Below are 13,273 nucleotides of genomic sequence, written 5' to 3' on the forward strand. Positions count from 1 at the left end.
CGGGCCGCGAGCGGGTCGCCCGAGCGGGCCGCGGGCGGCACGCCGACGGCAGGCAGGGGTCCCGTTACTCGGCGGCGGCGGACGGGCCGATGTTGGTCCGTGAGCTGACCACGTCCAGCACATGGGTGACGGCTTCGGCGACCGGCACCCCGTTGCGCTGGGAGCCGTCGCGGTAGCGGAAGGACACCGTGCCGGCGGCCACGTCGTCGTCACCGGCGATCACCATGAACGGGATCTTCTGCTGCTGGGCCGTCCGGATCTTCTTCTGCATCCGGTCGTCGCCCGCGTCCACCTGGGCCCGGATCCCCTCGGCGCGCAGCGCCGCGACGAAGCCGTGCAGGTAGTCGGTGTGGTCCTCGCGGATCGGGATGCCGACCACCTGCACCGGGGCCAGCCAGGCCGGGAACGCGCCCGCGTAGTGCTCGGTGAGCACGCCGAAGAACCGCTCGATCGACCCGAACAGCGCCCGGTGGATCATCACGGGCCGCTGCCGGCTGCCGTCGGCGGCCTGGTACTCCAGCGCGAACCGCTCCGGCTGGTTGAAGTCGACCTGGATGGTGGACATCTGCCAGGTCCGGCCGATGGCGTCACGGGCCTGCACGGAGATCTTCGGCCCGTAGAACGCCGCGCCGCCCGGGTCGGGTACCAGGTCCAGGCCGGAGGTCTCGGCGGCGGTCCGCAGCGCCTCGGTGGCCTCGGCCCAGTCCTCGTCGGCCCCGATGAACTTGGGCGAGTCGTCCCGGGTCGACAGCTCCAGGTAGAAGTCGTCCAGGCCGTAGTCGCGCAGCAGGTCGAGCACGAAGCTGAGCAGCGTGGACAGCTCACCGGCCATCTGCTCGCGGGTGCAGTAGATGTGCGAGTCGTCCTGGGTCAGGCCACGGACCCGGGTCAGGCCGTGCACGACGCCGGACTTCTCGTACCGGTAGACCGTGCCGAACTCGAACATCCGCAGCGGCAGTTCCCGGTACGACCGCCCGCGCGACCTGAAGATCAGGTTGTGCATCGGGCAGTTCATCGCCTTGAGGTAGTAGTCCGCGCCCTCCAGTTGCATGGGCGGGAACATGGTGTCCGCGTAGTACGGCAGGTGACCGGAGGTCTGGAACAGCTGCGCCTTGGTGATGTGCGGGGTGTTGACGAACTCGTACCCCGCCGCCTCGTGCCGCTGGCGGGAGTAGTGCTCCATCTCGCGGCGGATGATGCCGCCCTTGGGGTGGAAGACCGCCAGGCCGGAGCCGATCTCGTCGGGGAAGCTGAACAGGTCGAGGTCCGCGCCGAGCTTGCGGTGGTCGCGCCGGGCGGCCTCCTCCAACAGCTTCAGGTACGCCTTGAGCTCGTCGCGGGTCGGCCACGCGGTGCCGTACACCCGCTGTAGTTGGGGGTTCTTCTCCGACCCCCGCCAGTACGCGGCGGCGGAGCGCATCAGTTTGAACGCGCCGATCAGTCGGGTGGTCGGCAGGTGCGGGCCCCGGCACAGGTCCGACCAGCAGACCTTGTCCTCCTTGGCGTCGAGGTTGTCGTAGATGGTCAGCTCGCCGCCGCCCACCTCCATCACCTCGTCGGTGTCCAGGCCCTCACCCTTGACCTCGATCAACTCCAGCTTGAACGGCTCGTCGGCCAGCTCGGAGCGCGCCTCGTCCAGGCTGCCGAAGCGGCGACGACGGAACCGCTGCCCGGACTTGATGATCTCCTGCATGCGCTTCTCGAGCTTGCTGAGGTCATCGGGCTGGAACGGCTTGTCGACGTCGAAGTCGTAGTAGAAGCCGTTCTCGATGGGCGGGCCGATGCCCAGCTTGGCCTCGGGGAAGATGTCCTGCACGGCCTGGGCGAGGACGTGCGCGGTGGAGTGGCGCAGCACGTTGAGCCCGTCGGGCGAATCCAGGCTGACCGGCTCGACGACGGTCTCCTCGGCTGGCGTCCAGTCCAGGTCGCGCAGCTGGCCCTGCGGGTCGCGGACCACGACGATCGCCTTGGGGCCGTTCGCGGGCAGTCCGGCCGCGGCCACCGCGTCGGCCGCCGTGGTCCCGGCGGCGACGACGACGGGGTCGGCCACGGCGGGGGTACGGGGTGCGGACACGGTGACTCCTCCAAGTGGTACGAAACGGTGCCGATCCTCGGCTCCTGCCGATGCTATCGGTCGCCCCGCCTCCGACCGGGAAGGGCACCTCCCTACCGCCGACGTTGAACCTTTCGCGCCTCGCAGCCGAACTAGAAGGTGTGGCCGGAAACCGGTGCCGGCCGCGTCGACACGGATGGGGGCACGAGATGGCGAGCACGCACGGCGGTGGCCGTCGGCGGCGGATCGTGGCGGCGACCGCGGTGACCGCCGCTGGGCTGCTGCTCTGGCCTGGCACGGCGTACGCGGCGGACGTGACGACCACCCCGACCGAGGCCCGGCAGGGCGACGCGGTACGGCTGGAGTTCAGCGTTCCGGAGGAGCGGGCCGGCACGAAGACCAACCAGATCGAGGTCCGACTGCCGGCCGACGCGCCGATCGCCGAGGTCTACCCCATGTCGGTCAACGGCTGGGCGCCCCGGATCAGCTCCCGCACCCTGGACAAGCCGGTGGCCGGTATCCACTCCTCCGGGGTGAGCACTGTGACGACCGCGGTCACCTGGGTCCGGGTCGGGGCGAGTGACCCCGGGCCGGCTCGGCTGGCGCTCTCCATGGGGCCGATGCCGCAGGCCGAGCGGCTCACCTTCGAGGTCGTCCAGACGTACGCCGATGGCACTGTGGTCCGGTGGGCGGACGCCACCGGCCCGCACCGGGCCCCGACGCTCGCCCTGCTGCCGGCGGCGCCCGGCGCGGCGGGGCCGGCCGCACACGGCGGGCACGCCGGCCCGGCGGCCGGCGCACCGGACGCGGCGGACAGCGGTGCGGACGCCGCACCGCCGGCCCCGGCGGACGGCGCCGACGAGGGCAGCGCCGACGGGATGCTGGCCGCCGGCCTACTGGCCGGGCTGGGCGGCGGCGCGGCGATCGGCTGGCTGGTCAGCCGGTGGCGCCGCCGCGACCCGGACGAGGCCACCGCGCTCGCCGAGGTGACCGGCGGCCCGGACGAGGCCGCGACGCTGGCCGAGATAACCGGTCGCGGAGACGACACCGCAACGCCGGACCCGACGCCCGCCGACCCGCAGCCCGCTGTTCCCGCAGCATCGCGGTGATCCACTGCGCTTCCTGGGAACCGCGGCATCCCCGCCGCCCGGACGACCCGATTTGCAGGAAGCCGAGGTGATCGTGCGCAGGGCCGCGCAGGGGCAGGCGCAGCGCAGGGCAGCCCCCCGCCTGGCCAGGGCATCCCCCCGGGGAGTCAGGGGAGCCAGGTAGGTAGCGGCTCGCGGGCGGCGAGCCACTTTTCGGGCACCCCGCCCGGGGTGCCGACGCCGGTGTGCGCCGCCACCACCGCTCCGGCGATGGCGGCCGTGGTGTCCACGTCCCCACCGGCCCGTACGCACGTCTCGATGGCCGCCGGATAGTCGTCGAGGTGCGTGGCGGCCACCCAGAGGGTGAACCCGACGGTGTCCTGGGCGATCACCCGGGAGCCGTTGCCGAGCGCCGCCACCACCCGGGGCAGCGGCCGGCCGAGCAGCCCGGCGGCCCGGTGTACGCCCCGATGCACCTCGGTGCCCGGGTCGAGCGCGGCGGCGATCCCGGCGAGCAGCCGCTCCGGGGCCGGCCGGTGCCCGTCGAGGCGGGCCCGGGCGGCCAGCGCGGCGGCGACGGCGATGGCGACCGCCCCGGCGATCCCCTCCGGGTGCGCGTGCGTCACCTCTGCGGACGCACGGGCCTGCGCCGCGGCGCGCGCCGTCGAGTCGGCGAAGTACGCGCCCAGCGGGCCGACCCGCATCGCCGCGCCGTTGCCGCAGGAGCCCTGACCGTCGAAGGCGGACGCGGCGGCCAGCGGCCACGGGGTGCCGCTGCGGATCAGCCCCAGGATGAGCATCGCGCCCGCGCCGTAGCCCCGTCGCTCGGTACATCGCTCGGCGAAGGAGAGGGCCAGCCGGTCCCGGTCGATGCCGCCGGAGTCGGCCAACTGGGCGAGGACCGAGCAGGCCATCTCGGTGTCGTCGGTCCATTCCCAGGGCGCCGGCGGCAGCGCGTCGGCGGCGAGATCCACGGGCGCGGGCCCCGGCAGGAAGTACTGCGCGCCGAGCGCGTCACCGGTGGAGAGACCGGCGAGGCTGTCCCGGGCGAGCGCCAGGCGGGCATCGGCGAACAGGGTGAACGACATCGTCGTACCAGCTTGCCCGGTCGCCAGGCACGCCGCAACGCGATCAACTTGCCAGGCCAAGTACGGTCTTGTCGTGGCCTCCGTGCTCCTGGTCGAAGACGATCACGTCGTACGCGGCGCGATGCTGCGTTCCCTCACCGACCGGGGGCATGCCGTACACGCCGTGGGTACGGCGTTGGACGCCCTGCGCCGGGTCGCCGCGGAGACACCCGACCTGGTGGTGCTCGACCTCGGCCTACCCGATCTGGACGGCTCGGACGCGCTGCGGATGCTGCGCGGCATCACCGACATTCCGATCATCATCGCCACCGCCCGCGACGACGAGCAGTCGGTGGTCAAGCTGCTGCGCGCCGGCGCCGACGACTACATGGTCAAGCCGTTCACCGGCGCGCACCTGGACGCCCGGATCACCACGGTGCTGCGCCGGGCGGGCCGGGCCAGTCGGTCCGTGCAACCCGCGGTGCACAGCGTCGGCGGGCTGCGGGTGGACGTGGGCGAGCGCAGCGCCCAGCTCGACGGGGAGCCGCTGGCGCTGACCCGCAAGGAATTCGACCTGTTGGCGTATCTCGCCGCACGACCTGGGCGGGTAGTGTCCCGCCGGGAACTCTTGGAGGAGGTATGGCGGCAGCCATCGGTCGGCGAGGATCAGACCATCGACGTTCACCTGTACTGGCTCCGCAGAAAGATGGGCGAGTCCGCGGCGAAGCCGCGCTACCTGCGCACCGTGCGGGGGGTCGGATTCCGGCTGGTGGCACCGGACTGAGGACGGCGCTGGCCCTGCTCACGGCCGGCATGTGCAGTCTCGTGGCGCTCGCGTTCCTGATCCCGCTCGGGCTCAGCCTGCGGGAGCAGAGCCGGGACGAGGCGATCGCCGACGCGGCGCGGCGCAGCGCGCTGGTGACCGGCGCCCTGGCGGTGAGCACCGACCCGGCGGTCGTCGAGCGTGCCGTGGTGGCCAGCGCCGAGGGCGCACCCACCCGGCCCGTGGTGCACGGGTTGGGGCTGGACGAGTCGGCTGGTCGGGCCAGCGGCAGCGACCTGGACCGGGCCCGCTCCGAGCGCCAGTCGTTGGTCGTCGACGTCGACGGCGGTGTGGCCCGGCTCGACCCGGTCGTCCTCGGTGACCGGACGGCCGTGGTCGAGGTGTTCCTTCCGGAGTCGACGCTGGGCGAGGGCGCCGGCGGCACCTGGCTGCTGCTGTTCGCGGTCGGCGCGGCGATGGCCGGCGCGGCGGTGCTGGTGGTCGACCGGGTCGCTGCCCGCGCTGTGGACTCCACCCGCGGTCTGGTCAAGGCCGCGCTCTCCGTCGGCGACGGCGACCTCGGCGTACGCGTCGAGCCGACCGGTCCGCGCGAGCTGGCCGAGGCCGGGTACGCCTTCAACCGGATGGCGGATCGCCTGGACGCCGCCCGCACCGACGAGCGGGAGTTGGTGGCCGACCTGTCGCATCGTCTGCGTACCCCGCTGACGGTGCTGCGGTTGGACGCGGAGGCGTTGGAGTCCGACGACACCAGCGTGGGTTCGTTCAGCCCGGCCGAGCTGGACCGGCTGCGCGGGATCCGGCGGATCCGGCAGGCGATCGTCACCCTGGAGGGTGAGATCGACGTGCTGATCAAGACCACCCGTAAGACGGTGGCGCTCGAGGCCGGGCCGGCGATGTGCGACGTCAGCGAGGTGGTCCGCGACCGGATGGTGTTCTGGGCGGCGTTGGCCGGTGACCAGAACCGGCCGCACCGGGTCAACGGCGCCCAGCTGCGCATCCCGGCGCCGGTGCCGCGGGCCGAACTGGCCGCCGCGCTGGACGCGGTCATCGGCAACGTCTTCCGCTACACCCCGCAGGGCACCGCGTTCGAGGTGGCGGTGTCCCGGCGCGACGGTTACGTGGCGATCCGGATCGACGACGCCGGCCCCGGCATCGCCAACCCGGACCGGGCGCTGCGCCGGGGCGCCAGTGACCAGGGCTCGACCGGGCTCGGGCTGGACATCGCCAAGCGGGTCGCGTTGCAGGCCAACGGCTCGGTGAGCATCGACCGCGCCCGGTTGGGCGGGGCCAGCGTGGTGATGCTGCTCGCCGACCCGGAGGCGACGCCCCGGCAGGTCAGCCGCTTCGGTCTGGTCGGTCGGATGGCCCGCGACGCCCGAGACACGAAGGCCACCGGACGTCGTTGGCCCCGCCAGCGCCCCACCGACGACTGACCCGGCCCGAACCCGGGGCTGTGCGCCGGCGCAAGTCTTCCTTAGATCGCGGTTAACGACCGCGTTGGATCGGCTGCGGGCTGACAGGATCACAGCACGAACCCACCAGTTCCACCGGCCGAGCGCACCACGCACCCATGGCCGGTGGAGCCGCGCGCGCGGCGGGAGTCACAGGTCCCCCCACACCCACGCTCCCGCCGCGCGCCCTGCTCAACCAACCGGCCCAGCCGACCGATCAGCCCAGCCAACCAGCTCAGCCGGCCGTGGCGAGGTACGCGTCGATCTCGGCGAGGATCCGCTGCTGGCCGGCGGCGTCCAGGAAGGACGCGGTCACCGCGTTGCGGGCCAGCCCGGCCAGGCCCTCGGCACCGACGCCGAGCAGACGGGCGGCCACGGCGTACTCGTCGTTGAGGGTGGTACCGAACATCGGTGGGTCGTCGGAGTTGATGGTGACCAGCAGCCCGGCCTCGACCAGCCGGGGCAGCGGGTGCTCGTCGAGGGTGGCCACCGCCCGGGTACGGACGTTGGACGTCGGGCAGATCTCCATCCCGATCTGTCGCTCCGCCAGGTACGCGAGCAGCTGCGGGTCCTGCGCGGCGGAGATGCCGTGCCCGATCCGCTCGGCGCCCAACTCGTTCAGCGCGTCCCAGACGGTCTGCGGCCCGGTGGTCTCCCCGGCGTGCGGCACCGAGCGCAGCCCGGCGGCGCGGGCCTGGTCGAAGTAGGGCCGGAACTGCGGTCGGGGTACGCCGATCTCCGGACCGCCCAGACCGAAACTGACCAGCCCGTCCGGGCGCTCGTCCAGTGCGATGCGCAGCGTCTCCTCTGCCGCGGGCAGGCCGGCCTCGCCGGGGATGTCGAAGCACCAGCGCAGCTCGATGCCGAAGTCGGCCAGGGCGCGCTTGCGGGCGTCCTCGATGGCCTCGCAGAACGCCGGCGCGGGAATGCCCCGTCGGACATGCGAGTACGGGGTGATGGTCAGCTCCGCGTACCGGACCTGTTGGCGGGCCAGCTCGCGGGCCACCTCATGGGTGAGGATCCAGACGTCCTCCGGGTCGCGGATGAGATCCACGACGCTCAGGTAGACCTCGATGAAGTGTGCGAAGTCGCGGAACTCGAAGTAGCTGGCGAGCGCGTCCGGGTCGGCCGGCACGGGGGTGCGCCCCTCGTGGCGCGCCGCCAACTCGGCGACGATCCGGGGCAGGGCGGAGCCGACGTGGTGCACGTGCAGCTCCACCTTGGGCAGGCCGGCGATGAAGGTGGACAGGTCGGTCACGGGTTCTCCTGAACATGGTCGCCGGTGCGGGCGACGACGAAGACGCGGCGGAACGGGAAGTACACCTGACCCTGCCGCACCGGGTACGCCGCGCTGAGCCGTACCCCCAGCTCGGCCCGGAAGGCGGACCAGCCGGCGGCGTCCAGTGCGGCCCGGACCGGGCGCAGCGCGGTGCCCTCCATCCAGGCCAGCACCGGGTGCTCGGCGGCGGGTCGAGCCGGCAGCAGGTGCACGTAGGTAGTCTCCCAGGCGTCCACCGCGCAGCCGGCGGCGGTCAGCAGCGCCGCGTAGTCGGCCGGGTCGTCGACCGGGTCGGCGCGCAGCAGCGGGGCGACCTCGGCCCGCCAGGTCGGTCGGTCGGCGACCTCCCGCAGGGCGCGGTGGGAGTCGGCGGCGAAGTTGCCGGGGACCTGCATGGCGAGCCAGGCGCCGGTGGGCAGCTCGGTGGCCCATCGGCGCAGCAGCTCCTGGTGGCCGGGGACCCACTGCAGCGCCGCGTTGCTGACCACCACGTCCTCGTCGGCGGCCGGAACCCAGTCGCGCAGGTCGGCGACCGCGAAGTCGACCGGCGCACCGACAGCCTCGGCCCGCTCGATCATGTCGGGTGAGGAGTCGAGGCCGCGCACCCGGCTGGTCGGCCAGCGCTCGGCGAGGACGGCGGTGAGCTGGCCAGGGCCGCAGCCGAGGTCGACCACCGCCCGGGGTCGCTCGGCCGGGATCCGGGCGAGAAGGTCGTGAAACGGCCGTGATCGCTCGTCGCCGAAGCGCAGGTAGGTCGTCGGGTCCCACATGGTCGCCTCCCAAACCGTACGTCCGTACTGCTGACGGTACGGCTCGCGTGGCAGGGTGGCAACCCGATCACTAGGCTCGGGGCATGGAACAGCGCAGCTTCAACCGGCTCGGCCGGACCGTTGGCGCGGTCGGCCTGGGCGCGTGGCAACTCGGCGCCGACTGGGGCACCGTCAGCGAGGACGACGCGATGGCGGTGCTCGCCGCCGCCGTGGACGCCGGAGTCACCTTCCTCGACACCGCCGACGTGTACGGCGACGGCCGCAGCGAGCAGCTGATCGGCCGCTTCCTGCGCACCCGACCCGACGCCGGGCTGACCGTCGCCACCAAGATGGGCCGCCGCGTCGAGCAGCGCCCGGAGGCGTACACCCTGGCCAACTTCCGGCAGTGGACCGACCGCTCCCGGGCCAACCTGGGCATGGACACCCTGGACCTGGTCCAGTTGCACTGCCCGCCCACCGAGGTCTTCTCCTCCGACGAGGTCTTCGACGGCCTGGACACCCTCGTCGCCGAGAAGGCCATCGCCGGGTACGGAGTCAGCGTCGAGACCTGCGACCAGGCCCTCACCGCGATCGCCCGACCGGGGGTGGCGAGCGTCCAGATCATCCTCAACGCGGTCCGCCACAAGCCCCTGGAGCGGGTCCTCCCCGCCGCTGCCGCAGCGGGTGTCGGCATCATCGCCCGCGTGCCGCTCGCCAGTGGCCTGCTCTCCGGCCGCTACGACGAGCACACCGAGTTCCCCGCCGACGACCACCGCAACTACAACCGGCACGGCGCGGCCTTCGACGTCGGGGAGACGTTCTCCGGAGTCGACTTCGATCGAGGTCTGGCCGCCGTACGCCGGCTGGCCCCGCTCGTCGACGCGGACCGCACGATGGCGCAGTTCGCCCTGCGGTGGGTGTTGGACCAGGCGGGCGTCACAGTGGTCATCCCCGGTGCCCGCGACGCCGACCAGGCCCGACGCAACGCCGCCGCAGCGACCCTGTCCCCGCTCACCGACGAGCAGTTGGCAGCCGTCCGCGAGACCTACGACGAGCTGATCCGCCCCCAGGTGCACGACCGGTGGTGACCCGCGCGCCCGGGGTGCTCGCGTCACGTCACCCGGCCGGCGATGCTGGACGGCGGCGCGCCGCCCCGGGCGGCGGAGAGGGGACGCGATGAGGGGCTGGCTTCCGCTCACCCTCGGCCTGCTGGCCGTGGTGATCGGTGCGGTGTGGACGGTCCAGGGCCTCGGCTACGTCAGCGGCAGCGTGATGACCGACGAGAAGATCTGGGCGGTGATCGGCCCGCTCGTGACGGCGGCCGGGCTCGTGGTGATCTGGCTCGGCCTACGCTCGCGTCGACGCTGACCGCTCGCCCCACCAGCGAGCCTGAGCAGGCGAAAGCCCCGCATCCCAACCGGGATGCGGGGCTTCACCGTGACCCGTGAGCCGGATCGTCCCACTGGCCGGCGGGGGCCGGCCGTCCTACTCAGATGGGACGGACCTGCTCAGCCTGCGGGCCCTTCTGACCCTGAGCAATCTCGAACTCCACCCGCTGGTTCTCCTCCAGCGAGCGGTAGCCGCTGGTCTGGATGGCCGAGAAGTGGACGAACACGTCAGCACCCCCACCATCGACGGTGATGAAGCCGAAGCCCTTGTCAGCGTTGAACCACTTCACGGTTCCCTGAGCCATGTGTTTCTCCCTCTAAAAACTGGCGGCCGTGCACGCCGTCCGGCCGATTGGCCGTTTTTGAGCAGCGGTGCCTGAGGCGGCCCCACGAAGGAGACTTCTCTCAACCCACGCCATCTCGCAACAGCGGGGACCAGCAAATCACGGAGGTAAAAAGTCTGTCACGACCTCTCCGACGAATTTCTCCGACATGTGACCTGACGGATGCCTCAGGTGCGCTGGGCGGCGTGCGATGCCATGCGAAAGCCCCCTTCCCATCGATGCGGGAAGGGGGCTGAAGTCGCTGCTGGTCAGTCCGGCCAGCTGCCGGTCATCCGGCGTACGCCGACCGCGCCACCCCGGTCGACGGCGGCCCGGACGACCGCGAAGATGGCGCCCTGCAACGCCGCGGCGGCCAGGACCTCGCCCCAGCCGCGATCCTCGTCGGTCGCGTTGGGCGCCTCACCGTCGCCCGCGGTGACCTTCCAGACCTGCCGGAAGATCGCCCCGGCCACCGTGCCCGCGGCGATACCCAACAACACGCCGACCGGCCGGTACGCGACCCTGCCGATGCTCTTACTCACCTACGCCTCCCCCGCACGATCATCAGCACCACCACTGTGGCCACCGCGCCGGCCGCGATGGCCGCCCACGGCACCGGGTTGCGGCGCACCAACTCGCCCTTTTCGTACGCCTGTGCGCGTACCAACTCGCCCTTTTCGTACGCCTGCGCCCGCGCCATCCCGGCGCCACGCGCGGCCTGACCCCGGACCCGGGCGACGGTCTGCGCCGCCTGCTCCCGCATCCGCTCCTTGGCCTGCTCGGCGGACTCCTTCAGGCGCGCCTTGACGTCGGCCTTGGCGGCCAACGCCTCCATCGTCTCGCCCAACTCGACCCGGGTGCGACGGATCTCCTCGCGGAGGGCCTCCGTGTCGCCGGTCCCATTACCGGTCATTGCCGCCCCCTGTCCTTCACCGCGGCGGTGACAGTGTCCATGTCTGCCCGGAGGCTACGGACCGTGGCCGCCGGCACCGGCGGGACGGCACGGCTGACCTGCTTCTTGCCCACCAGGGCAAGGATGCCGGCCACCAGGAAGCAGGCCACCGCCACGATCAGCGCCGCGGCCCAGGCGGGCAACACCAGGTCGAGCAGCAGGATCGCCGTGGCGACCAGCGCACCCAGACCGAAGAACGCGAGCGCGCCGCCGCCGCCGAACAGGCCGATCCCGATGCCCGCGTGCTTACCCTTCTGGGTCAACTCCGCTCGGGCCAGCGTCAGTTCGTCCCGCACGAGGCGGGAGATCTGCTCAGTGGCCCGCTGCACCAACTCGGCGGTGGAGGGCTCGCTCCCGTTCTGGGATGTGCGGGCTTTCGCCACGTCAGCCATGCTGTCCTCCTTTCCTCATCACCGCGCTGTATGCCCGAAGTCGCCGCTCGTCAATCCTAAAGGGCGCCAAGCAGCTCACCGTCCCGGTTGTCCGGACGCCGCGCCGCCGATACGCGACCAGCCCGCCGCGATCACGCCAGAGACGTCCGGCAGCACATCCCCCACCCAAGCCCGACCAAACCTCCCGCAACCGACCCGCTCCCCGCCCCATCCCCTCCCCGCCGCCCCGTCCCCCTCCCTCGCAGCGGTGATCATGAAGTTGGCGGGGACAAACCGGGCGGACCCACCCGCCAACTCCATGATCGTCGGGTCTGACGCGCAAGATCGTGCTCAATCCTGGTTGTAGTGGCCTCGATGTGGGTGGAGGCCACTACAACCAGGAAGTTGCACGATCTTGCGGGGCAGGCGGCGCGGGCGGGGCGGCGGCGCGGGGCGAGGCGGGGCGGGGGCGCTGGGCGAGGGCGGGGCGGGCGGGCTGGGGGTGAGGGGTGGGTTATTGGGGGCGGGTTTCTTCGGGGCCTACGAAGGCTTCGCTGCGGGCGTCGCCGTCGTCGCTGCCGCCGAAGACACGGGCGTCGTCGGGCGCCTCGGTGTCGGACAGGCGTCGGGCCGGACGCCTCGGCTGCACCCACTGCCAGGACAGGTTGCTGTTGGAGTCGCCCAGCTCGGTGCGCAGCCGGGGCATCGCGGTCGGGCGGTTGTCCCGGATCCAGGCGACCAGGTGCTCCCGGACGAGGCAGCGCAGGTCCCACAGGCTGCCCGCGTCGGCGGCGCTGACCAGCGCGCGCAACCGGACCGTCCCGCCGGTGGCGTCGGTGACCTGGAGGACGCAGACGCGCCCGTCCCACAGCTCGGTGCCCTCGACGAGGCGGCGCAGCTCCTCGCGCATGGTCTGCACGGGCACCGCCCAGTCGACGTCGAATTCGGCGGTGCCGAGCACCGCCGCCTCCGTCCGGGTCCAGTTCTGGAAGGGCTTGCTGGTGAAGTACGAGGTGGGCAGGATCAACCGGCGGTCGTCCCAGATCTGCACCACGACGTAGCTGAGGGTCAGCTCCTCGATGCGACCCCACTCCCCCTCGACAACGACGACGTCGTCGAGCCGGACGGCGTCGCTGAAGGCGAGTTGGAGGCCGGCGAAGACGTTGCCGAGCAGGCTCTGCGCGGCGAGCGCGGCCACCACACCGACCACACCGGCCGAGGTCAGCACACCGGCGCCGATGCCGCGCACGCTGGGGAAGGTCATCAGCATCACGCCGACGGTCAGGATGACGATCACCGCGATGGTCAGTCGGCGCAGCATCACCACCTGGGTCCGGACCCGCCGGGCGTGGCGGTTGTCCGGTACGTCGACCCGGAAGCGGGCCAGCGCGGTGTCCTCCACGACGACCAGCAGGCAGGCGACCAGCCAGGCCAGGGTGGCGATGACACCGAGGATGAGCAGGTGCAGCAGCAGCCGCCGCCAGCTCTCGCCGACCGCGTACCCGGTGGTGAAGCGGACGGCGAACTGCACGGCCAGGACCGTTCCGGCGACCTGGAACGGGCGGTGCGCGTGGTCGGTCAACTCGGTCAACAGCAGTGACCGGCGACCGAACCGCCGGGTCAGCCGGTGGACGACCTCGACCAGGAACAGGGCAACCGCCGCCGCGACGAGCGCGGCGACGGCCGTTTCGAGATAGTTCTGCACGGCTTCGGTGCTCCCCTTCAACCAGGCGTCGGGCACTTCGGGCAAAAGCCCAAGAGTGCCCGA

14 protein-coding genes are annotated in these 13,273 nt (G+C 72.3%); 5 read left to right on the forward strand and 9 right to left on the reverse strand.

From position 1 onward, the window contains the following. Positions 1 to 64: 64 nt before the first annotated feature. Positions 65 to 2,074, reverse strand: a complete 2,010-nt coding sequence (gene thrS, locus ABTW72_RS08250; protein WP_124859091.1) for a threonine--tRNA ligase — start codon at positions 2,072 to 2,074, stop codon at positions 65 to 67. A 188-nt stretch (positions 2,075 to 2,262) separates the two neighbouring features. On the opposite strand from thrS, the gene ABTW72_RS08255 reads away from it, so the two are divergent. Further along, positions 2,263 to 3,162 (forward strand): DUF1775 domain-containing protein, encoded by a 900-nt coding sequence (locus ABTW72_RS08255; RefSeq protein WP_350855848.1) that lies wholly within the window; start codon positions 2,263 to 2,265, stop codon positions 3,160 to 3,162. A gap of 146 nt (positions 3,163 to 3,308) precedes the next feature. Here the strand turns inward: ABTW72_RS08255 and ABTW72_RS08260 are convergent, their stop codons facing one another. Continuing rightward, entirely contained in the window at positions 3,309 to 4,229 is a 921-nt protein-coding gene (locus tag ABTW72_RS08260; RefSeq protein WP_350855851.1) for an ADP-ribosylglycohydrolase family protein, read from the reverse strand. 73 nt (positions 4,230 to 4,302) lie between these two features. Between ABTW72_RS08260 and ABTW72_RS08265 the strand changes: the two genes are divergently transcribed. Both ABTW72_RS08265 and ABTW72_RS08270 read left to right on the forward strand, forming a co-directional pair. After that, positions 4,303 to 4,992, forward strand: coding sequence for a response regulator transcription factor (locus tag ABTW72_RS08265; RefSeq protein ID WP_030338220.1), 690 nt, complete (start codon positions 4,303 to 4,305; stop codon positions 4,990 to 4,992). Positions 4,993 to 5,021: 29 nt separating this feature from the next. After that, on the forward strand, positions 5,022 to 6,425 hold the full coding sequence (locus ABTW72_RS08270; RefSeq protein WP_181539338.1) for a HAMP domain-containing sensor histidine kinase: 1,404 nt from the start codon (positions 5,022 to 5,024) through the stop codon (positions 6,423 to 6,425). Positions 6,426 to 6,678: 253 nt separating this feature from the next. Here ABTW72_RS08270 and ABTW72_RS08275 read toward each other — a convergent pair whose 3' ends face one another. After that, positions 6,679 to 7,701 carry an adenosine deaminase gene (locus ABTW72_RS08275; protein ID WP_350855855.1) on the reverse strand — a complete coding sequence of 341 codons (1,023 nt, stop codon included), beginning with the start codon at positions 7,699 to 7,701 and terminating at the stop codon, positions 6,679 to 6,681. Continuing rightward, positions 7,698 to 8,492, reverse strand: a complete 795-nt coding sequence (locus ABTW72_RS08280; protein ID WP_350855857.1) for a trans-aconitate 2-methyltransferase — start codon at positions 8,490 to 8,492, stop codon at positions 7,698 to 7,700. The genes ABTW72_RS08275 and ABTW72_RS08280 overlap by 4 nt, the downstream gene beginning before the upstream one ends. Before the next feature lie 83 nt (positions 8,493 to 8,575). Here ABTW72_RS08280 and ABTW72_RS08285 point away from each other — a divergent pair, with 83 nt between their 5' ends. Beyond that, on the forward strand, positions 8,576 to 9,559 hold the full coding sequence (locus ABTW72_RS08285) for an aldo/keto reductase (protein ID WP_350855859.1): 984 nt from the start codon (positions 8,576 to 8,578) through the stop codon (positions 9,557 to 9,559). A gap of 88 nt (positions 9,560 to 9,647) precedes the next feature. Then, the gene (locus ABTW72_RS08290; RefSeq protein WP_091401705.1) at positions 9,648 to 9,839 is read left to right on the forward strand and encodes a hypothetical protein; all 192 of its coding nucleotides are present in this window, start codon (positions 9,648 to 9,650) and stop codon (positions 9,837 to 9,839) included. Between the two features lie 121 nt (positions 9,840 to 9,960). On the opposite strand, the gene ABTW72_RS08295 is transcribed toward ABTW72_RS08290, so the two are convergent. The 5 genes from ABTW72_RS08295 to ABTW72_RS08315 all read right to left on the reverse strand — a co-directional run bounded on the left by ABTW72_RS08295 (position 9,961) and on the right by ABTW72_RS08315 (position 13,210). Then, on the reverse strand, positions 9,961 to 10,164 hold the full coding sequence (locus tag ABTW72_RS08295) for a cold-shock protein (protein WP_030338233.1): 204 nt from the start codon (positions 10,162 to 10,164) through the stop codon (positions 9,961 to 9,963). 287 nt (positions 10,165 to 10,451) lie between these two features. Continuing rightward, positions 10,452 to 10,724 carry a DUF4235 domain-containing protein gene (locus ABTW72_RS08300; RefSeq protein ID WP_091401703.1) on the reverse strand — a complete coding sequence of 91 codons (273 nt, stop codon included), beginning with the start codon at positions 10,722 to 10,724 and terminating at the stop codon, positions 10,452 to 10,454. Continuing rightward, complete coding sequence (locus tag ABTW72_RS08305) at positions 10,721 to 11,095, reverse strand: DUF3618 domain-containing protein (RefSeq protein ID WP_091401702.1); 375 nt, start codon at positions 11,093 to 11,095, stop codon at positions 10,721 to 10,723. The genes ABTW72_RS08300 and ABTW72_RS08305 overlap by 4 nt, the downstream gene beginning before the upstream one ends. Further along, positions 11,092 to 11,526, reverse strand: coding sequence for a phage holin family protein (locus ABTW72_RS08310; RefSeq protein ID WP_030338239.1), 435 nt, complete (start codon positions 11,524 to 11,526; stop codon positions 11,092 to 11,094). Before ABTW72_RS08310 ends, ABTW72_RS08305 begins: the two co-directional genes overlap by 4 nt. A gap of 493 nt (positions 11,527 to 12,019) precedes the next feature. Beyond that, positions 12,020 to 13,210, reverse strand: coding sequence for a mechanosensitive ion channel family protein (locus tag ABTW72_RS08315; RefSeq protein ID WP_350856711.1), 1,191 nt, complete (start codon positions 13,208 to 13,210; stop codon positions 12,020 to 12,022). Positions 13,211 to 13,273 lie beyond the last annotated feature (63 nt).

This window comes from Micromonospora sp. NPDC127501 (genome assembly GCF_040302185.1).
Classification (GTDB): Bacteria; Actinomycetota; Actinomycetes; order Mycobacteriales; family Micromonosporaceae; genus Micromonospora.